Annotated in this window: 12 protein-coding genes; 2 read left to right on the forward strand and 10 right to left on the reverse strand. The window is 39.1% G+C overall.

The window, feature by feature from the left end; genetic code table 11:
- Position 1 precedes the first annotated feature (1 nt).
- The 10 genes from lanM to BUC06_RS19335 all read right to left on the reverse strand — a co-directional run bounded on the left by lanM (position 2) and on the right by BUC06_RS19335 (position 19,090).
- Positions 2-3,049, reverse strand: a complete 3,048-nt coding sequence (gene lanM / locus BUC06_RS19285; RefSeq protein WP_073335633.1) for a type 2 lanthipeptide synthetase LanM — start codon at positions 3,047-3,049, stop codon at positions 2-4.
- A complete protein-coding gene (locus BUC06_RS19290; RefSeq protein ID WP_073335634.1) occupies positions 3,039-4,469 on the reverse strand; it encodes a radical SAM family RiPP maturation amino acid epimerase in 1,431 nt (476 codons plus the stop codon). The genes lanM and BUC06_RS19290 overlap by 11 nt, the downstream gene beginning before the upstream one ends.
- Positions 4,470-4,480: 11 nt before the next feature.
- Positions 4,481-5,908 (reverse strand): SagB family peptide dehydrogenase, encoded by a 1,428-nt coding sequence (locus tag BUC06_RS19295; RefSeq protein WP_167367437.1) that lies wholly within the window; start codon positions 5,906-5,908, stop codon positions 4,481-4,483.
- A gap of 21 nt (positions 5,909-5,929) precedes the next feature.
- Complete coding sequence (locus BUC06_RS19300; protein ID WP_073335636.1) at positions 5,930-8,170, reverse strand: TOMM precursor leader peptide-binding protein; 2,241 nt, start codon at positions 8,168-8,170, stop codon at positions 5,930-5,932.
- Between the two features lie 220 nt (positions 8,171-8,390).
- Positions 8,391-8,744 (reverse strand): hypothetical protein, encoded by a 354-nt coding sequence (locus tag BUC06_RS19305; protein ID WP_073335637.1) that lies wholly within the window; start codon positions 8,742-8,744, stop codon positions 8,391-8,393.
- Positions 8,745-9,877: 1,133 nt separating this feature from the next.
- A complete protein-coding gene (locus tag BUC06_RS19315; protein ID WP_073335639.1) occupies positions 9,878-10,672 on the reverse strand; it encodes a hypothetical protein in 795 nt (264 codons plus the stop codon).
- A gap of 2 nt (positions 10,673-10,674) precedes the next feature.
- The gene (locus BUC06_RS19320) at positions 10,675-11,478 is read right to left on the reverse strand and encodes a hypothetical protein (RefSeq protein WP_073335640.1); all 804 of its coding nucleotides are present in this window, start codon (positions 11,476-11,478) and stop codon (positions 10,675-10,677) included.
- A gap of 622 nt (positions 11,479-12,100) precedes the next feature.
- Positions 12,101-15,163, reverse strand: coding sequence for a non-ribosomal peptide synthetase (locus BUC06_RS19325; protein ID WP_073335641.1), 3,063 nt, complete (start codon positions 15,161-15,163; stop codon positions 12,101-12,103).
- A gap of 938 nt (positions 15,164-16,101) precedes the next feature.
- Positions 16,102-17,406 (reverse strand): hypothetical protein, encoded by a 1,305-nt coding sequence (locus BUC06_RS19330; RefSeq protein ID WP_073335642.1) that lies wholly within the window; start codon positions 17,404-17,406, stop codon positions 16,102-16,104.
- A gap of 133 nt (positions 17,407-17,539) precedes the next feature.
- A complete protein-coding gene (locus BUC06_RS19335; protein ID WP_073335643.1) occupies positions 17,540-19,090 on the reverse strand; it encodes a helix-turn-helix domain-containing protein in 1,551 nt (516 codons plus the stop codon).
- Positions 19,091-20,177: 1,087 nt separating this feature from the next.
- Between BUC06_RS19335 and BUC06_RS19340 the strand changes: the two genes are divergently transcribed.
- Together BUC06_RS19340 and BUC06_RS19345 are read left to right on the forward strand one after the other, a co-directional pair.
- Positions 20,178-21,077 carry a hypothetical protein gene (locus tag BUC06_RS19340; RefSeq protein ID WP_073335644.1) on the forward strand — a complete coding sequence of 300 codons (900 nt, stop codon included), beginning with the start codon at positions 20,178-20,180 and terminating at the stop codon, positions 21,075-21,077.
- Positions 21,078-21,125: 48 nt separating this feature from the next.
- Entirely contained in the window at positions 21,126-22,037 is a 912-nt protein-coding gene (locus BUC06_RS19345; RefSeq protein WP_139263401.1) for a hypothetical protein, read from the forward strand.
- Positions 22,038-22,278: the final 241 nt, after the last annotated feature.

The following is a 22,278-nucleotide window of genomic DNA, read 5'->3' on the forward strand; positions in this document are numbered from 1 at the left end:
GTTATAGATTTTTGAAAGAATTTAAACGACGGAAGGAACCAAACTTTCCGGCTTGGTCTAACCTTAAAAATAAATGGCATAATGCACCCGTTCCATGAATAACGGACAACAGGTGTATATCGGAAGCCCAGCTATCGGCAAACCATTGGCCTGTTTGCTCTTTCCTGGAGACGATCGCTGCAGCAAAATGATTTGCCTGTACGAGGTATTGTCTGTCCCCGGTAATATCAGATAGATTTAGCGCCAGTTCTGCATAATCGATCAGCTGTTGTACTGTTAACTGCCGGATATCCCGGGACAGAAATGCTTGATAAACATTGGCGCTGTTTTGATCATACCTGTACTCCAAAGCTGTAAATAAAGTCCCCATGTCCGGGTCTTGCCCGAACGAAAAATTACCGGATTGCCCCTTCATGATCTGGTCGAGGTAGTCGTACCCCGGCTTTAAGGAAGGCAGTACCTCCAGCGGTCTTGCATATCCCGGGAAAACGCTTTTGGATTCGAAAGAATGCCGGGTAAGTTCTGCCAGTTCCCCAGCCGGTTTAAGCCCGTGAAGACTGAACAGCAACCCGGAGTAACCACTGATAAAATCCGGGGAAGTATACTTCCGGAGTTGCTGGAGGGGAATTGCATCGACGTAAAGTTGTAAAGCGGTCCTGGCTTCGGCAGATTGCAAATGCCGCGCGGCATATTCCAGAGCGATGATCTGGGATCCGATCCCTGCATAAGCGCCAAGTAATAAGGGTTTGTCTGTAGTGCCCCATACCAGGTCCAGGTGAGTGAAGTTGGCTATAGAATTTTTCACAACGGATAAGGTGGAGGCCAGGCTGCCCAACGCATAGGTTTTATAATCTTCCAGGCCATACGCCCGGTAAAGATCGATAAACATCATGCTCAGACCGCAGGTACCCGATAACAGGTCAGGCTTCAGTACCTCCAGCATATAAGTCCCTATATGTGGCTGATAATCCAGGCCTATCCAGGCCATATCACCCTTCGGGCTTTTTATAGCTTGATTCATGATCAGAGAGGCACAAGCCTTTGCCTGTGCAGCCCAGTCCGGAATTGGCACCTGCCCGGTTATTTCTTTATAGCCGCCTACAGGTGCTTCATGATCCCCGCAATAGAAGGTGCTGGAAACGATTTGCTGATTTTTTTTGATGTCGAATGAATCGATCGAGCGTAAACGGTCGATCATCAAATCCAGGGCGCTATGGTCAAAATAGTTAAATACAGTCTTATCCACCTTCAGTTGTGTGCTGCCGCCCTTGGCCGTAAAAAGCGGGATGTCCAGATGGCGCATCGACACAATCTCATTGGCCAGGATGGTTGCTTTTTCCTCATTCAGTTTATTGTCTTCCCATACTTCTTTGAACAGTGAGAATAATGATTTATCCCTGATGATACCACTGACCAGGTTTTGCGAATGCGTAGAAATTTTGATAATACGCATATAAGTCCAGGTATCGCGGTGGATATACCGCAGGAGAGCGTCCGAGAATTGATGAAGACAGCTGTTTTCCGCCAGCAGCTTATCTTTTAAGCGTACCAGAGCATGATTCATTTCTGCATAACCTTGCTGGAACTCCTCCATATAATCCGAAGAAAGGGCAAATACTCCCTTGACACTTGGCAGATAATCCGTTTTTTCCCAGGTAATATACCCCGCCTCCGATTTCTTGATCCCTATGCTGATATTATTATCGGCGGCCAGCGAAAGTTTGAAAGGAGAAGAAAAGGGTTTGATGGCAGCCAGAGTACCCAGATCTTCGGCTTTTACGCCCATGCCTATCGGCGTAGGGAAAGAAATGATGCCGATTTTGATCACGGACTCTTCCAGTTCCTGTAATGCATTTTGCTCTGACGGTAGCAGGTCTTTACCTGATTCTTTTATATGCTGAATCACCATTTCCAGGTCGACAAATACAGGTTGATCTCCGTGTGCCACCAGGTTGTCCAGCCAGAAATCCCGGGCACCGCACAACTGGAACAAACGGGTAAGCATACCCATCCGCCGGAAAAAAGCCGGGAACTCTGAAGTGTCGCTGCATTCCTTATGCGTGATAAACTCCTCCCAGGTATAGTCGCCCATTACCGCTATCCGGCGTGTAGCCAGGTTCAGGGGTAATACGGTATTCAGCTCTGTGATCAATTCAAAAAAATTATTGGCGATCTGTAAATTCTTGGGTTTGTAAACCAACTTCCTGCCGCCTGAAAAAGTAAGTAATGCCACCGATCTTCCGTTGCAATGCACATCACCCGCATCTCCGGAGTAATCCACAAGCAGACCGAGCTTATCCGTATTGAAGAAGGTCTTGGCGATCATCGCCCTATCCCTCGACAAACGTTCTAAAAACTCGGTGATACTATCGGCCCAATTGGTGTAGGCAACGGCTAGTAACCGGCCAAGAACGGGGTAATGTTCGATACGTTGCAGCCATGCCTCAAAACTTGCCAGGTCTGCTGTTTTATCACCAGCGGCAAATGAAGGAATAATACTGTTGAGATAAATCTCGTTATCCAGTACAGAAACAGAAAGCGTAACCAGCCTGCGGCCAATAGCCTGCACCATCTGTGCACCCGACTGGTAAGTGATCCCTAAATCAAGCCTGTCCGATTCAGCAATAACATGTGCTTCCGCCATTTTAACGAAGGGAAGCAATATACTTTCTACGGAGTTATCCTGCTTATTTCCGGGGTGAGACAGGATGGTACAAAAATCGGAAAGATGATGAAAAACTTTTTTTAGCGCTCTGGCCCAGTCCGGCAACAAATCCGGATCGTCAACGATCACATCGGACTGAACTGCACGTAAGAAGGTGGTTTGATCCCAACCCATGAACTCCAGGAACGCATTTAATCTGGCCACATCGCCATAACCTACTATATCTGCCCACTCCTGCTCTATGGCGGGTGTGGAACCTTGTATCTTTTCCGAACAGGTAAAAGCCTTATCGGACATCAGCTCATCAATAGAGCAGGCAAGTGCAATAATCCGGTGCAAGCGCGCTGTTGTTGCTGAGGGAGATATTATTTCGTTAACATCCATAAAAGAAGCCTTTTTTATAAAGTTCGTTAATTAATGAGTCTGATACTTGCGGTGGGATGGAAAGGTGAGCCGCCGCGTACTGCCGGATATCTGCAAGTCTGGCCGGAGCTTCGGTGATCTGCTTTATCAGATGGTACAGGGATGGATTGGCCGATTCTTCTATAATTTCCTTCTGATTAAAACGTCCTTTTATTTCGATACGATCCGGTGACACACTTACCCCCAACCAGGGATGGAAGCGGAGGATGTCATTATCCTGCAGCTTCTCCTTAAAATACTCCGTGCTCCACGACTGCAGGATCATTTCCAGTCCGGCAGCATTTTCATAGGTTGCCTCCGCAAATATGATATAACCCAAAGGCCATTCATCTGATGCTGTTGTGGGGCTTATCAGTTGTACCTTCCTGCTTACCGCATTAATCAGGAAGCCGGTTACACAACAAATGCTGCCATTGGCATATTCTTCCGATCCGGCGTAGTCGGGGTTAGAACGATGCCAGGGTGCTTTGCGTAGCTTATTGTCTTGCTGCGATAGTATTTCCGGGCGTTCCAAAGCTTTCTTTCTGAAATTTCCGGCATTTCCGTAAGCAAAGCTGGTATTCATATTGAGGGCCAGACATTCCACTTCAGCGAGCTCTTCGGCACTAAATGCTTTATGAACTTTACTCATAATGCCGAGCGAGGTGAGGGAAAACCGGTTGAGCCAGCAGCCATGCTCTGCGGAAAGCCTTATAAAACGGCGTATGCGTTCTGTATCTTTATGAGCTACCGCCGTAGTGGTAGGCGGGAAAACCCCACATGATTCATAAACATCAAGGCAGAATTTTTCATAATCAGGGTTGTCAAAAGGTTCGGTGGCCCAGTAAAGAAATGTGGATTTCATAGCGTCGCCAAGAAAGGAATGCATCGTATCGAGCAGTCCGAGCCACTCTTCGCGGTTGTCATCGTAATTGTAGTTTTCTTTAAAGCTATCCGGCGACAGGGCACAAAACCAACATCCTACGGAGCATCCCTGTGTTAACTCAACCGTCATGGAAGAGTGAATATTAGTATCCGTAAAGAAAGGCCCGAGATCGAATCGCTGGCGTGCGATCTGCCGATTCCTCCAGGCAAGCATGCCTCGATCCCTGGGCAGGTTTTCAGACAAGTAAAATGACTGAATGAGATCCTGCTTGCTCTTCGATATTTCCCACATCGTTTGTACTGGTTGCGGCAACTCTGTTATTCGCTCATCGATCATGTATTTTATGTCATCAGGCGTGACCGGTATGGCATGTTTTTCCAGGGTCTCTGTTGTATTGTTGATCAGGTCTTGTTTGAAATCGGGATCGGCCGACCAGCGTTCAAAAAATCTCTTCAAACCTGCATAACGATGTAGATTATCGTGATAGCTGTTTCTGTAACTCAGGCTCTTTTGCATGTTTTTCTAATTTATAGATGGTTTCCTAAAATAAATTCTCCAACAGAACTCTCCTGCAGGACCGTTTTTTTCGTAAGCCTGCAGAACGTCTCAATATTACCGTTGCCTATCGCGCAGGCGCCCAGACCGAGGTCGGTAGCGACGAGGTACAGGGTCTGGAAAACCACGCCGACATTTTTCAGAATAGCGGCGTAAGCCATATTTTCATATTTCCAGAACATACGTTCGAAATCGGCGGCGAAGGTAATAACGGCGGGAGGTAGCTGCTCACTGCCGGTACAGGCCCTGGCATACCACATCATGGTATCGGTATCCTTGTTTTTATGCTGCAACAGGCATAACTTATGCTCAAACGCATTGTATTGATAAAATCCGGGTTCGAGCCCTTCACATTCGTAAATGGTTAAGTAAAATATAAGCTCGTACATACTGCCTCCCGAAGGATAAGGCGCGCTTAATGTTTCTATTTCCGCGGTATCACCTGCCGCGTTGGCTACCGGGTACGGGTGACTACCCTTGATGCGCAAGCAGCGGTATAACAGTATGCTCAGCAACCGGAGATCGAGACCGTTATAGGCCCGGGTAGAATGTCTTTGCCCCATACAGTGATCCAGTGACTGCGATAGGTGCATTTCTTCCGGACCCGGTACGGAAAGGTAAACTTCCGCCAATGTCCCTGCTTCTCCCCTGCTTGCCTTCTTGGGAAGAATACGGTTTATAAATCTATAAGTCGCTCCCAGATTGTAATTATGTCTTCCGTACCGGGTGCGGGTATGAAACAGCAGGTCGTGAAAATTCCATAATTCCTCTGGGGAAGGCGTGTTAACAACAGGCTCAAATTCCAGGAAGTCACCGGTATGCAGCAGGGTCATAAAAGCTTCAAGGGTAGATGCACTGATGTGCTTCTCCCGGCTTAATGCCCCCGTTGTGGTAAAAGTGGATAGTAGCGAAGTAAGCCCCAGGATACGCTGATCATAGATGAGGATCCTGGCCTGGCCAAGCGCTGATTCCAATAGAAAATGCGATTCTTCACGGCGGATAAGGGCAAACTTTGAAAGTCGGAATCGTTGGGTGATTTGATCCCTGCAAAAAACAGTGGTGCCAGTCATCTGTTCGTAACTGCAAAAAACGGTATGGTCCTCCATCAATGTGTAAGCCAGATAACCTGCTTTTTCAAGTCTGCCGAGGTACAGGTTTAAGTGGTTTAACCCGTCATAACCCTCTTGTTCAAAAGCAATGCTGCCCAGTTCTGTTTTTGTATATTTATTATTTTCCAGGAGCTTTAACGCAGTAAGTGTAGAAGGACGTAGATTTTCGATCATGAAAAAATTTCCCTGGTTACCAAATAGCAGACCATCTTGTCCTTTTACCTCGACCCGGGTGTACTGTTTCAGTGAGAGCTTAAGCTCCGTTAACTTCTTTGCTGTGATATTTTCCATGGTCATCTGGATAACGGTTGATTAAATAAAGATGGAAATCGGGTTTAGTTCCGATTCTTTTAAAGGGGCCGGAAGCCAGCCCATTTTTACAGGCACATCATATATACGGCCATCGGCATACCTTGCCCAGAAGTGACGTAAACCCGGCACAACAACCTTTACCACATGCAAGCCGATGTCTGGCCTGGTTTGATCAAGGATGTGCATATCAAGTCCCATCTTTTTTACAACCTCAACACAATAGTCAAGGTCATTTTTTATATCTGTAAACCGGGGAACATTAAAGCTATCCGCAGTGCTTTTCGGACGTCGTGTATCGGGTACCAGGTAAGGCTGATTTTCCAGGTTTGCCGTTTGCCACCAATGTACGGTTTCCGGGTCGTCATACCGGTATTGGCCCGGCGGGAGGCTTTCGTCCATAGAAGGCATCATTTGGTTCAGCTCGGTCAGCGCCCGTCGTAATGCTATGCTTGGGTCGAGGTGCGCGGCAGGGGCAAATACAATATCCTGGTAAGTGGTACGGTCGTTGCGGGCAGAGATGGCAATAAATGCAGGAATACCGCTGTCGCCGGTGAGATCCAACACCCACATATCCCGGTTCCTGCTTTTGTGATAGGCTTTAAGTTTGAGTGCATAGTCATCGTTAAAACTTTCCAGGTCAAGTTCCGGCATCTTCAGCCTGTTATACCACCATATCGCTACACTGTCCCTTTCTATAAGTTCCATGAAGCCCTGTAGTACTGCTTCTTCGAGTGTATTACCAGCAGCACATCCGTTGGAATCCGGTGCGCAGAAGAAATGTTCCCCGCCGTTATCCGGATGGCTGTAATAGCAATAAGCGGTAGGCAGATAGACGACTTCATTTCTTGTAACGGACCATAGCGGGCTCCATTCGATAACTGCATTTTCTTCGAGAGGAAGGGGCACTATGTTAAAGAAGCTTTCGCGGGCATTCCACAGATTCATGTCTTCTACTTGCTTTTTGCTGAAAAGCATACAGTCATTAGGATGGATGGCCTTATCGCCAAGAGCTTTAAAACTGGTTAGTTGGCGTGGCTCGTCTCCCCTGTAAACACCTGAGTAACGTTCAATGGCTTCGCCGATTGCACTGACTTTGGCTTGAATTTCTGTAACGCCTTTGCCGCAACTGTTGCTTCGCAGGTTCTTTCGTAACGATTGCAGATTATTGGTTTTTATCGCCATATTCTGACCAGAAATAAATACATGTTGCAGTACATCATCTCCGTTTGTAATACGTTCCAGTTTATTGACAATGCCCGTTATCGGGCTGATGAGGTGTTTAAAACGGTTGTAGGTTTCTTCAGCGGTAACGGACCGGTGACCACCGTCGATAAAGCTTTTCGGGCTGGATTGAAATTGAATATTTCCGGGTATCCTGTCTGTATCTGGTGTGCCGCATACCCTACATTGTGGTCTCCTCACCACTACGTGTTTATGGGTTTCCAGTGTTCCGTAATGGATCGTCAGCATTTTATTTTCCAATTGCTCGTTATGCCCCAGCACGATAAATTTCAAAAGTTCAGTCAATGCCGTGCTGAGGCTTGTATCGATCGTTGAAGGTAAACTGCTGGCTGCAACGAGAGGGGTACTAATTTTACCGGTTTCTTTCAGGTAGACTTCAACATCGCGGTTGGCTATAAGGCGTTGTATCAAACAATCGAAACATGCGGTCTTGCCGGGTCTGAATATGGGGCCAAGCCAGATTTCTATCCCATTAGGTTTACACATCAGGAAAGGAATGTTTTGATACCATAAATCCCTGGCCTTTTCAAGAACGCCATCCTGAAGGTAGTCATCCGTTAAGATTACGGCAAGGTTTTCCGCTTCCCCGACAACAGGAAGCCCTCCAGCATCCATCTGCCGGATAAAATTGCTACTTTCGGCGGTACCATAAGTATAGACACGGACGCGAGCCTGTTCCTTATTCCTTTGTACCACAGCTTCTTCCACACCGAGAGAACTCCAAAATGCAGATTCGGAAACGCTTAATTTATTCTTGGTTTCAAAAATATATTTTTTCTCTTTCAACAGGGACAGTACATACAAAATCTGCGGTGCATCAACCACACCATCGAGATGCTGAATAATGTCGTCCACAGTTTTGACACCGTCCAGGTACTTCGCTACGTGGATAAGCGACTTGCCGGTCAGTAATTGCTGGCCAAATTCCGAACTGAGAATAAGCTTGTCGTCTTCTACAACTATCGGGTGTATATGATCTTTAAATTTCGGGATACGCATGTTGATCTCTTTTATAAGGATAAACGATTTTTCGGAAAATGAACGGGGAAAACCAAAATAGCATTGGGCCTATCAGAAACCCTGTCCATTCGCTAGGGATGAATCCGCTATAACGGGAACCGAATAACCCGGTTCCCGCTATACCGGACCTTTTGGAATAAGCTTATCTAAACCGGCTCATTGTGATTTTTGAACGGAATGATATTTATTCCAAAATGTATTAGCTGCAAGAATTTGTAGATGCGCTTGATACGCAACTTACACAAGATGGTACAGTAACACAGGTACTTGATGTGCTTTGGCAGCTTGCAGCCGCCGCCGTTGCAAGCGATTCATCTTTAATTTCTTCGTTAACCTGTGGTAAAAGCAGATAAACATCTGTACTGGTGCTGTTAGGGATTTCCGAGTTGGCCGGAGCTCCTACAATAACGTGGATATTCATCCCCTCCGGGATTTGCATACCTGCGTCAGAAAGCACTTTGTTCGGGTTGTTTACATACTCATGTGCAAAATCAGGGTTTGCCTGTGCTTTTGCTGTCACTTCGCTGATGACTCTTACGGCTTGGTTTTCCATTGTTTTAATTTTTTAGTTAATAAATTTTGTGATTGTGAAATTCCACGTATTAAAGGTACTTCGAATAGGGAGACAGCGATTATGTAGAAATACTGGTTTTATGCAATGGGTATTTATACTGTAAATATCACTTATTTAGGATTTATTGTATTTATGCAAATGACTTTTCCTTACCAAATGATTAATCAGGAACTTCTATAAATCCGGAAAAGGGTAAAAGGAAGCGTTCATTATTCGCAGCTTTTCAGCAGTGATGCGAAGGTAAAATTGCCTGTTTTTCAGATCAATTAAAATTATTAAATTTAGTTTGCTAAAACTTCTAAAAAAGAGCAACTTTTCAGAAGATCAGATTAGTAATATTCTGAAAGAATATCAATCTGGAAAGCTACAAAAGACATCTGTCGAGAACATGGGATTCCTTCCACTGCCTTCTATCAATGGAAAATATATTATTGTTGAAAAGAATTTGGATTCTGGTTCGGAAAAAATATCTGTTACCAGGTTCTTCATCAAAAAAACAAGACACCTAAATAGCAATATGCTTAAATAGGAGAAAATTTACTAAACAGAGGGATTAAAATTCGAAACACCAAAATTTTTTTGATTAAAAATCAAGAGGGATCGTCATTCTTTCTCATGACTTAAATACAACCTGCATCTTCAGGTGAGCAGCGAAGAAGATATGCTTAGAAGATGTATAAGAAACTAAAGATGAGGAGCCGTTTTTATCATTGGAAAAGAAAATCTACCCAGAACAAGAGCCAATCTATTTTTAGAAATCACCTTTATTTATCATTGGTATCGTGGCAAATATGCAAGTCCCCGAACAGCCAGGTGATCAGGAAAAAAGTGGGTGAAGGTCTCGCATCTTTTTTGCTGTAAGACTGACCGGAGAATTGTTGATGTATTAATCTGAAGAATTCACATAGTTTCTGCTACAGCACTATTTTATCCCCGGAACTGCTTCTTATACTCCGAAACCATTATTGGAGAAAGGCTCCGGCTTAAAGTATGTTCTACAACTTTATTATATTTGTCTCTGTACAGAAAAATTGCAGTATCTGGGTTCTGATTAACCGGCAAGTTAAAAAAAAGCTGCAATAAAGATTACAGATGTAGCTGAATATTAACTTCTATCTTGTTCTAAAGCTTTTTATGATATTAAATGATTCATTTCTCCCGGTTCCGGTACTTGAGTCAACCTCTCTGTAAACAAGATTTCCTCCGGTAACTTCAAAAATAAGATCATCACCTGTCTGAACATCAAAAGTGAGTATATTGGTCCCTGATCCTGTAATGTTTAATGAATTAGAGTTATTGTTCCCAAAGTCATGGCCTTTAGAACTTATTATAAATCCTGATCCTCTAGACCATGTAACCGTTGCATATTTAACTACGCCTACCCCATTTTGTCCTTGAACAAAACCTGTATAGACGGTAAATCCCAGGATACTACCGGAGTTCACAGAACATAATATCTTATTGGTTGCTCCGCTATTTGTATAGCTTCCGTCGAAAGTTATGGCATTGGAACTGGCCGTTTTCAAATCAAACTGCTTGATTACTTGTCCACTTTCATCCGAAATTAAAGGCGAAAATATATTATAATTGATGCCTGTATTTTGCTTACCGTTTGTTGTACTTAATGTATTAATCTTTAAAACAGATTTTGTATTAGATCCTGCATTAACAACTAATTCAGCAATTGGCGAAACCGAATTAATTCCAAAGTTACCATTGTTTAAAAGTGTCACTTCTTCCTTTAAGCCGGAATTAGAAACTCTCAAAGCTTTTGTAGAAGCTGAATTATCTTTAGAGACAATATCAACTTTTGAGGCAGGCGTATATGTATTGATTCCAAAATTGCCCATCTGTGCATTAATAAAACTTCCGGAAAGAAAGCAGCCAATGATAAAGATATCTTTCATAACTATCTTGATTTAAAGCTGTAATATACATTAAAAGGAACTGAAGTTGCCCCGGAGCCGGTAATGCTATAATTTAAAGTCCCCATATTGGAACCTGCTCCAACACTTCCGGTTAAATTTACAGAAAAGATTAAGTCTGTACCATTTAAAAAGTCGAATGTCAGATTATTCGTTCCTACTCCCATTATTGTCATGGGATTGACTGTTGCAGAAGAATTATCATATCCATAATTACTTACTACAAACCCCGTATTACGAGTCCATGTAATATCAGCATATACTACATCACCTGTTCCTAATGTAAATTCAGGAGTTAATATTTGAAACCGGATAACATTTCCTCCGGAAAGGTTAGTAAGGGTAGCAGCAGCTGACGTGGCAGTATACGATCCGTCAAATATTGAAGCTGCAGCATTGGTAGTTCTTATATCAAACTGCTTAAATACATTTCCATTATTATCCACAACCAAATTGCTGAACTGGTTATAACTTACGCCTGAGGATATCGTTTTATCTTTCGTATTGCTGAGATTTTCTAGTTTTAATACAGATTTTGTAAGAGCTCCGGAATTTATATTTAGCTGCGCAGTATTAGAAGCTGCCAAGGGGCTATTGATACCTACATTACCATCATTCTGTATGGTAAAAATTTCTGTAGAAGTTGAGTTCGAAACTCTCAATGCCTTTGTTGCATTCGTGCTTCCAGATGATATAATATCCAATGTTGCTGAAGGTGTGACATTATTGATTCCGACGTTTTGGGAAAAGACCATCGATGAAATAAAGAGAAAAATAATTTTTTGCATTATATTATTAATATTATTTAAAGTACCTGTTTTGTGTAATACCCCAACTTGATTTGACCATTTTTGATTTCCGTATCTATACCAACTTGTGCTGTAATGTAAATTAAAAAAATATCCAGATCCACAAATTCTTTTCAAATGTTATTTTCGTTAAAGATAAGTTAAAAAAATCAACAATAAGTGAGTTTTAACTTTATTTTTCACAAACAAATTTACAAAAAAACAGCAATTTTGGATTGCTCTTAAAAGAACTAATCGCTGTAACTCATAAGCAAATATAAACTGGAAAAATTTATTTTACCTCATCAGGTAGAGATAAAAGAGGATTTTCAACAAGATTTGACTCAAACGAACCCAATCTTTGATAAAAGTATTTGTAGATACGCTCATCTTGGTCATACAAAGTCAAACGGCGACAATTGTCGTAAAGTGGCGCCGTTTTTATAATTACTAAATCCTACATTTAATTTTATACAAATTAGTAAATTATTTTTAGTGAAAATCATTTCTCAATTCACCATATTATAGATGTGTTGACCTATCAATGTGGTTACTGATCATCAATTTCAAATCTCAAAACAGACCGATACGGAAACATAACCAACTTTAAGGCTACAATACATTAAATCATCTTCATAAAACGAAGATAAGCTTCTATTACTTTCTTGTTAAAAACGGCAGGCCGGATATCGGTATCTTTTAAAAAACGCTCTGTATTATCGCTTTTAAAGTAATAGGTGTTTTCATAGGATTCTACGAGAGATTTACCCTCATGAACATCATCGGTAAATAAATAAAGCAGGGAATAAATTGGCAGTTCCTGATTTCGTCTCCAATGCTCAAACCATTTTTGAAAATCTATACCTTTCATTTCCAAACCGCAGTAGTCGCTTATGCGTACACAAAAATCTGTAAGCGACAGATCGTGTTCCGGCAAAGGATTAAGGTTAAAATTCAATCCTATGGCATCCGGTTTCTGACTAATATGGGCAATGGCTTTACAAACGTAATCAACAGTAACAACCTCATCTTTCAGCCCCATCACCAGGGGAAATGCTTTTAACTCTATACAGGAACGCATTAAAGAGCTCCACCACTGATTCAAAGGTGTTGCACCGGTATCTCCGTGGCATACTACAAAGCCTAAACGGAAATTAATCACAGGAAGTCCTTTATCACGAGCTTTGGAAGCCATACTTTCCATTACCCATTTACTTCGTATATATCCCATATCGCGGCATACAGCAGGAAGATTCTGCTCTATTGGCTCATCTTCGGTCATCCACGTTTTTCCTGTAAAACTTCTGCCCCAGCTGTAAACCCCCATTGAAGATGAAATGATAAGAAACTTAATTTTACCACTTACTGCCAGATGCAGTATATTGGCCATGCCATCTACATTAGGCTTTTTGATATGCTCATACGGTTGAACATAGCTTACATCGCTGCCCATATGATAAATGACTTCCATTTCCTTTTGCAGCTCCTGGTATAAATTTTCCTCAACTCCAAGATTGGGCTTCGTAAGATCTCCCAATACAATTTTTATTTTGTCTTCGTACGTTGCTTTCCATACCAACCTGAACTTTGAGAATGTACTTTTGATGCGTTCCATGCCAAGCTTTTCATTTTCGGCGCGCACAAGGCAGTATATGATGGCATCAGGATTTTTGGGGATAAGTTCTTCTAAAAGATGTGAGCCAACAAATCCGGTAACGCCTGTAAGAAAGATCCTAGAAGGATTGGCCAGGACCTGAGGATTGGGTTGTTCTGTAATTTCGAAATCAAAAGGCAATTCAGAATCTTTTAATAATTGCTCTTCTACCAAGCGGGCCTTTTGCTGTTGCGTGACTTCACTCTGGATCAAACGGTTTTGGGCTTCTGTTACAAAGAGATTAATTGTTGGGAAACGATACAGTTCTGGTAATGAAACTTTTTTCCGGACATTTAATGGCAGACGATCGTGCATTTGGGCTAACATTAAAGAATGCCCTCCCAATTCAAAGAAGTTGTCATTTTCGTCAATTTCATTCAGATTAAGCAGATCCATCCAGATTTCGGTCATCTCCTGCTTAAGATCTGAAGCTTCAACCTTTTCCTTGGCCTTTTTAGCTGCTTGCTGTAGCGGAATATGGAGTTTGCTTTTATCAATCTTCCCTGTTAAAGTGAGTGGAAGTTTATCATAAAGAACAATTTTTTCGGGAAGCATATAAGTAGGAAGACTTTGTTTTAATCTTCCGCGTATGTCTTCTAACGTTATGTGTTCCTTATCAGTATCGTAAAGCTCAAGAAAAGCAACAAGCATGGGCATTCCATGCTCCGGACGGTGGACTTTTACGGCTGCATTGGCAACCTGTGCGAGCTGTCCGATATGGTGTTCAATTTCTTTCAGTTCAATTCTAAAGCCTCTTAACTTAACCTGGTCATCGAGTCTTCCTACAAACTCAATATTGCCGTCTTTTCTCCAAAATGCCCGGTCACCTGATTTATATAACCGGTAATCTGTTCCATAGGCAGATTTCATCCATTCCGGTCCTTCAATATAGACTTCAGAAGTTTCAAGAGGCCTATTGATATACCCTTTTGCCAATTGTTTTCCACCGATATATATTTCTCCGGTGATCCCCTGATCTACTTGTTCAAGATTTTTATCCAGTATGTATATCTGGGCGCTGCTTAGAGGCTTTCCTATAAGGTGAGGGTTTGTATCTTCTTCTTGAAACTGATGGCTCACAACACTTACTGTGGTTTCTGTAGGACCATAGACATTAATGAGCCGAACACGACTGCACCAGTTCTTCACCGTTTGTTCCGAAGGAGCCTCCCCTGCAATGGATAAAGTATGAAGAGATCCGATAGGGATATCCGTAGGAAGTGTACTTAATACCGCAGGAGGAAGATACGGAACAGTATCAATTTTATGATCAATAATAAAATCTAACAAAGGCTTTCCAATAATTTTATTATCAGGATACAAAACTATAGTGGCGCCGGTTAATAAAGGTATCCAGATATCAATGATGGACACATCAAAGCCTATGGAGCTGAATTGAAGAGTTTTGTCCTTACTGGAAAAACCCCAGAGCTCCGTAAAAGATTGCACAAAAGTACAGAAAGCTTCATGATGAATTTCAACGCCTTTTGGTACTCCTGTACTACCAGATGTATAAATGATATACGCAGTCTGCATTGGATTGATATCATCAGGATTCATAATCTCAGTACTCACTTCCATTGGCTTAGCTTTCCATTGATCTATGTTTAACAATCTGATGGCCGTTTCTGAAAACTTCTCAATATAGGTGTTTTCAGTGATGATAAGTTCCGCTTGGGAATCTTCAATCATCATTTTTATCCTGCTTTCCGGTAACTGCGCATCGATAGGAATATAGGCAGCACCTATTTTGAGTACCGCTAAAAAAGAGATAATTCTTTCCACAGACTGAGGCATACAGACTGCTATCGATGTCCCCTTTCTCAGCGGCAAGGAAAGAAGGTGCCCCGCTAGCTCATCAGACCGACGGTCCAGCTCCTGATACGAAAGAGATCCATTCTCTGAAATTAAAGCTAACTTCTTTGGAATAGATTGACTTACTGTCTTAAAAATAGACATCACATTTTTGAATTGACTTTGCTGAATGCGAAAATCATCATTAACATTTTCATGAATGGTTTGGTTTTTCATTGTTTTAGTTTTTGGATTAATATTATTGAACCTGGTATTCTGCTTACTAATACTAAATTTGTTACTGCTTTATTTACTGTTTTTCAGCTGTATCTTTCGATGGACAAGACATTATAGCTGATAAAATATCAATGGGAATATCTCTAATCATGGGAGCTTAAAACATCCAACAGCTGAATCCAGTTACTTATTTTAATTAAGGTAAGCAACGGATGCCTTTTCATAAGCTTTAATAAATTTAGGATGCCTGCATCTTGCCATAGAACATATCATAACAAATCAAAAAGTCAATGGCAAAAGTATCTCTGGCTAAAAAACATACTTACTTTGGTATCCAAAGCAAGTATATTTAATCTATCTGCAGCAGAAAGCTCAAAACTAAAGACGTCCATTTTTTCAATCAAATGTCATTTCTTAACTGATTTTGGAATCACCACAAAATCACGTTAGGTTGACCAACGCAGTACAATCTGTACCAGAGATTTTTTGTATTTTGCACCGATAGAGAAATCATTTTTATCTTCAGGAAACGAAGTATAATTGATTCAATAGAGCTGAGCAGATTAAAATTTTCTACTATATCCTGACCATTTACTTATCATTACTATATCTAAATTTTTGGATGTGTTAATTCCAAGCTATTAGTATTAAAAAAAAGTATGGGAAAAAGAAAGTTTCATCTTATTTGATTTTTAGAATCATCTACAAAATTATATAAGCAAATATTTCAGTTCTCAGTAGAATATAAATTTTAATTTTAATAAATCTCACTAATTTATTTTGTGTAATTCATTCATATTGTTAAAAAGCAACATGGATGTGAATATTTGGATCAATTGCATTAATTCATTACTAGACATTCATTTACATATAATACAATCGATTCTGCAACTCATATTTCATCTCAGGGAATTTTTATTATTTTATCCGGACTAAGATCAGTTAGCATTCACCCTAATCCATTCTCCAGAACCTAAATGAATATATTCTGCAGATGTATTAATCTGTATGGAAGTATTATTATCAGACATTATAGAACCGCCCACCGGAGGATCTGTACTTATATCTTGTGTACTTTTATTGACTATAAGAAGCGATTTACCTGCCGGATAGGAAGAAGTAAAAGTATAGGTAACAGGAACAGCGGCATCGTTTACAACAATTTCATCAGTATCTAAAATGGTACGGTTTTGAGTAGTTCTGACAATAGCACGGCTTTGAGATGCAGAAGTACCGGGCGTTCTCCACACTGCTTTTACCTTAGTTATGTCGCTGGGGTTTTGGATTAATGTTAAAACCTGACCTGCTGCTTCAGTTGATGGAGTTACATTTTCTAAATTAGTTAAATACAGGTCGGTATTATTTATTGTCACCGTTGATCTATAAACACCGGCGCTGATTTCTGTACCCGTTCCATTGATAACCATTGGTGTAGTTGAATTATCAAAGGCATAATTATTTAAATTCAGATCTGCATCAACTACGAAAGAAATAGTCCCGGGATTTGCAACAATTTTACTGTCGGGTATCCCTCCTATAAAAAGATCATTTGTTTCAGTCCCATTCGCCGCTCTCCCCGTCATCATCTGCCAAAGCCTTGCTACATCGCTAAAATTACTTGAGAAGAGGTAACTGTATTTAGGATAAAAGCCTACTGTGCTATTAGAAAATAAAGCCCCTGTCGATTCAAATTTATAATCAGCAGTACTTAACGATGATCCATTTTGAAATACCATATTGTTTACTTCCCCACCTAGAAATGAAAAAGTTGGCATACGTGTTTTTTGACTAGTACTGGTACCACTAAAACTAGCATTAAAACCAATTTTAGAAGCAGTACTGGTATACATTCTAACCGTTCGAAATGGATTCGCAATAGTACCATCATTGGAGTAGATATTTTGATTTGCGACTTTCTGCCATAATGCTCCGTCAAAATAATAATATCCTATAGTGTTGACATTAATACGCTGACCTAAAGCATCTCCACCAGTAATATCAGTAATGTATACCAATGCGCCGTTTTGATTGGTCCCATAAGGTGCAGTGAGAGAAGCTAGTTCTGCCCTGGTTAATCTGGGGGCCTGCAATCCATAAGTTTGAGCTGTGTCAGTTAAAACATTAGCTGAATTTCGTTTTGCAGAGACATCAAGTGTTGTATTAGGTTCTGCAATATTGACACCCACTTGAGCCGTAGTTAATCCTGAAATTAACAACGACAATAAAATCGCTTTTCTGGTCATTAATATTTTGTTTTTATGGTTATTGTTTACCGTAATATTATGTCATAAAATGAAAATAAAAAATGTTTCAGGTGTGAAAAGCTTATATTTGATGAACGTGAAAAAGTATTAACAAATTGATTTTCAGCATAATTTATTTGTAAATCATTGATTTTTCGGTTTCAGCTTTCCTTTGTTCGATAAACGTAGAAGGCGATATACCTGTAATTTTTTTGAAAACTAAAGCAAAAGTATTATGTGAATTGAACCCGGAAATATCTGCCAGGTGACTGATTTTATAATTAAGGAGTTTTGAATCACTGCAAATCTCTTTTATGATATAATCAATTCTTAGTTCATTGATATATGTATTAAAATTTTTATTCTTTGATCTGTTAATTATATCTGACAGATACGAGGCATTGGTATTTAATTCCACAGCCAATACAGCTAAGGTAAGATCTTTCTTCAAAAACCTTTTTTTCGCTTCAAACTTATCTAATCTTTCAATAATATCTAATTCGGTTTTAGTAAATTCCAACTTACACGCCCCTTCATTTTTTATCTTCTTACAAACTTCTACTGGCAGTTTATTATGTATTTGAGACTCTAAATTGGTGATGATCTCCTGATATCTTTCTCCTTCTTTTCTCAGCCTAACATTATACTTTCTGAATAGAAGATAGGTGATGATTAAAGATGATAAAACCCCAGCTACGGTGATAATCTGTAAAAAAGTATGTTGTTGTTCCTTTCGGTTTAATTCATTGTCAACTTTAACAAGTATATCTTTCAATGCCTGAGACTGCTGTGTGGACATTAAGGACCTGACCGAGACTATTGCCAGTTTTTCTCTCTCTGATTTTATATCATCCCTTATTTCTTTATAGGCATGATATAAGCTTTCATGAATATCAAGTTGAAAAGGAGGTTCTATATTTTTATCATCTTTTAAAGGTTCCAGTATTTTGATAGCTTCCTGTGGTCTATTTGTTCTGGAATAGATGGTCCCTAATCTTATATTATTTATCAGGGAAATATAATAATTAGTACTGGTTGTCATTAATTGATCAGCCTTATTAGCATAGATTTCGGCTTTCTTGAAGTCGTTAAGAAGCATGTAAACATTACTGGTCTCTGAGTTGAGTTGGGTAATGTAATTCATTTTAGTCTCCAGTTGTTTTGGATCATTTACTTTATTGAAATATTGTAAAGCTTTAGAATACTGTAAAAGTGTTTCTTTGTATTTTTTCTGATCTAATAAAATATTGGCATACACCGCATAAATCATTCCTTTCAAACTATTATTTTCCGGCTCTTTTTCTTCGATGAGCGCAATTGTTTTTTTAATTTCAGATACACTTCTATCGATCAGCCCTATCCGATAATACGTTTCGATAAGGCACATATTATTATAAACGATCTGATCCGTTGATATTTTATGTTTAGAAAGTTCTTCCTGAGCTTTCAGACAATTTCTGAAAGAATTGAGGTAGTCACCAATACTGTAATATGAAAGTCCTAATGTAGAATAGCTGTGAGCCTTTATACTGTCATTATTACAATTTTTGATAATATTCAAACCTATTGTAATGGATTTTTCTGCCTCACTTACACTTATCTCTTTTTGTCTGGCAATTTCAGTTTTCCAATTCGGAATTTTATTATTACAATCGAAAAAAGCTGATATGAAAAGAGCTATCATAAAACATTTGTGATGGGAAAAGGGCATAAATTAATTTTTCAGTTAAAATACATACTTAAATTAATATATTCACTAAATAATGATATATTCAATAGCAAAACTAAAAAATATTAAACACAATTAACAAACAATTAAAACAAATAATTATTTTATGTTGTTTTTTTTCAATACAACATAGAAGAATTTGCGTTCCGATTAACTATAAATTTTTGAATAAGATTCATAGTATCGATATACTTGAATGTACCATTGTATAGAGCGTTTTGGGTGTTGGTTCATTATAAATAATCTATGCGAAATTACGATACCACCTATTGTATAGTGAACTTAAAATTTTTAGCACATTCAAATCTACAGTCACTGTTATTTAATGAAAATAAAACATCAAAAACACTCATAAACAGTATTTATTTACGAAATTTTAAAAATGAAATAAAAAAAATCCATTTTTAAAAATTATCTATATATTTGCAATAATAAAAAATCCAACAGTAGTGAATAATTCAGATTTTTTATGAAAAAACCAAACCACAAAAACAAATATCTTGAGAAAAAAAATTTAGTAATTTTTATCTTGTATGAAAATTAGACTCATAAAGATTACTCTGAGCTTTTAGAGTTAAACTTTACACAATCTTTATATCGGCAAAACAAGTTCAGGAATTTTTTAAAAGAACATCCGTAAAAATGCATACCTTAAGATCTGTGAAGTTGTCTATTGAAGATTTTAAGTACTCCTTTTCTAAATGCTTCTTACTGCTTTACCATGAAATGAAAAACATGATTCTAACCACATCAAATGATTTTAATGAACCGGACAAAAGTTCCCTGCGCATCGGCTATTAAAATGTAAGAAAACTTAATTTTTTCCGATTCTTACACCTTGTAAAAGTTATCAGTGCAGCAGGTAAAGGATTTTATTATAACATCCTCCAGAAATGTCGGGGTTAATACTCTTCTACTCAAAAATTACAGGATGAATATGCACTAAGAATCTGTAATATCGTAAGGCAGATAACTACGACACAGCTAGTACTATAACATCTTATTTTGACATTAAATAATATTATACTATAAATATAGAAACATGAAAAAAATTATTATTATTTATGGGTTCTTATCTGCGGGTTCTATTTTCGCACAAATAGGCATAAATACTAAAAATCCAAATTCTACATTATCTGTCAACGGTTCTTTGGAAGGTAAGTATAATCAAATTACAAATTCTTATACTTTAACTCAAATGGATTTTTTAGTTTCCTATACGGGTGATTCTGATGCCATAATCACTTTACCGTCGGTCGGAAGTGGAAGTAGTTCTTTTGCCGGAAGATTTTACCGAATAAAAAACATTTCAACAAGCAACATTACTTTACAACCATCCGATGGAAATTTCATAAGATCAACAGATTTAACGGGAGTACCAAACTTTTTAATTCCACCAGGTAATTATGTTGAAGTGGTAAATAATAATAATCCTTCAGCAGCAGGGGTTGCAACATGGGATCTTACTTTTATTGCCAGTACAACAGTTATTAACTCATCTACCGATGCAACTCGATTTCTGGGAGGAACAGTCTATGTTAAATATGCCCAAAATACAGGCGGAACACTAACTGGAAAAACCATCAATGAAAATTATAATGTAGGAGCAAATAATACTAATATACCACCAACTATTGGAGGTATTAATTCTCTCCTAGGCTCTGGCTACACCGTATCCAATCCTTCTGCCGGAATATTTGATATTAAATTTGATACCCTCTTTACAGATATTTATGGTATCTCTGTAAACATTACAGATGCTTATGGTAATTCTGTTACAGCTGGTCAAAATCCGGATCCCACAAGAACAGGATCAAGTCTTAAATCCAATGATAACTCTCAAGTTTCGTTTATAAGTAATTCCATCATACGTATTAAAACAGGAGACTCAAACGGAGGTCTTAGCAACAGACCTTTCACTTTTCTGGTGACCGGGAAATAAATGCAATTCATAATCCAAAATAGATTCACTCATAACAATTTAAACAATATGAAAAGATTTTTTATTACTTTTTGTTTTTCTTTTACAACCTTAGTATTTGCTCAAGTTGGTATTAATACTTCAAATCCAAACTCTACATTATCCGTCAACGGCTCACTGGAAGCAAAATATAATGAAATCACAAGTTCGTATCTACTTACCAAAAATGACCATTTCATTTCCTACACAGGAAGCTCTGGTGCAATAATTACCTTACCACCAGTGGGAAATGGGGATACCTCATTTTCCGGAAGAATCTATAAAATAAAAAACATATCTGCCAGCAATCTTACCTTACAGCCTTCTGATGGTAATTTTATAAGATCAACAGACTTAACCGGAATGGCAAATTATACAATTCCACCAGGTAATTATGCTGAAATTGTAAATAATACCAATACTTCTGCAGGTGGAAATCCTACGTGGGACCTGACTTTTATAGGAAATACCACTATTATTAATTCTTCTGCAGATGCGACAAGATTTCTTGGAGGGACTATCTATGCAAGATTTGCCCAGAATTCCGGAGGAACACTTCCTGCGGGCAGCATAATTACAGGCAATTATTCGGTTGGACTTAACAATACCAACCTAACTCCCATCGCAGGTGGAATTAACTCCCTGATAGGTTCCGGATACAGAATTTCAAACCCTTCAAATGGAATATACGACATAAAGTTTGATACGACATTTACACAAATTTATGGTATTTCTGTCAATATTATTGATGCGTATGGAAGTTCAGGAAGTGGAGTAAGCAGCGGGCAAAATCCTGATCCCACCAGAGCAGGAGCACTACTTAGGACAACAGATAATGCTCAGGTATCTTTCATCAGCAATTCCATAATCCGAATCAAAACAGGTGATCAAAATGGAGCCTTGGCTAACAGGCCATTTACATTTTTAGTAACGGGTAAATAAATTTATCCTTTATATATTTAAGAAATTTCGAATATCATAATCAGAAACCGGTTCCATATAGATAAAATAATATTGCAGTATATTATCAAGACAAGAATATCTTCGTGACCCTTATCCGCAAGTCTTGGAGTAAGAATATCCAAACCTAACAGATTTTAGAAATCTGTTAGGTTTAATAATAATGCAAATGATATACTTGAATATACCATTGTTCAAATCATTTTTGGAATAGGATTATTAT

This window comes from Chryseobacterium carnipullorum (assembly GCF_900142785.1).
Lineage (GTDB): Bacteria > Bacteroidota > Bacteroidia > Flavobacteriales > Weeksellaceae > Chryseobacterium > Chryseobacterium carnipullorum.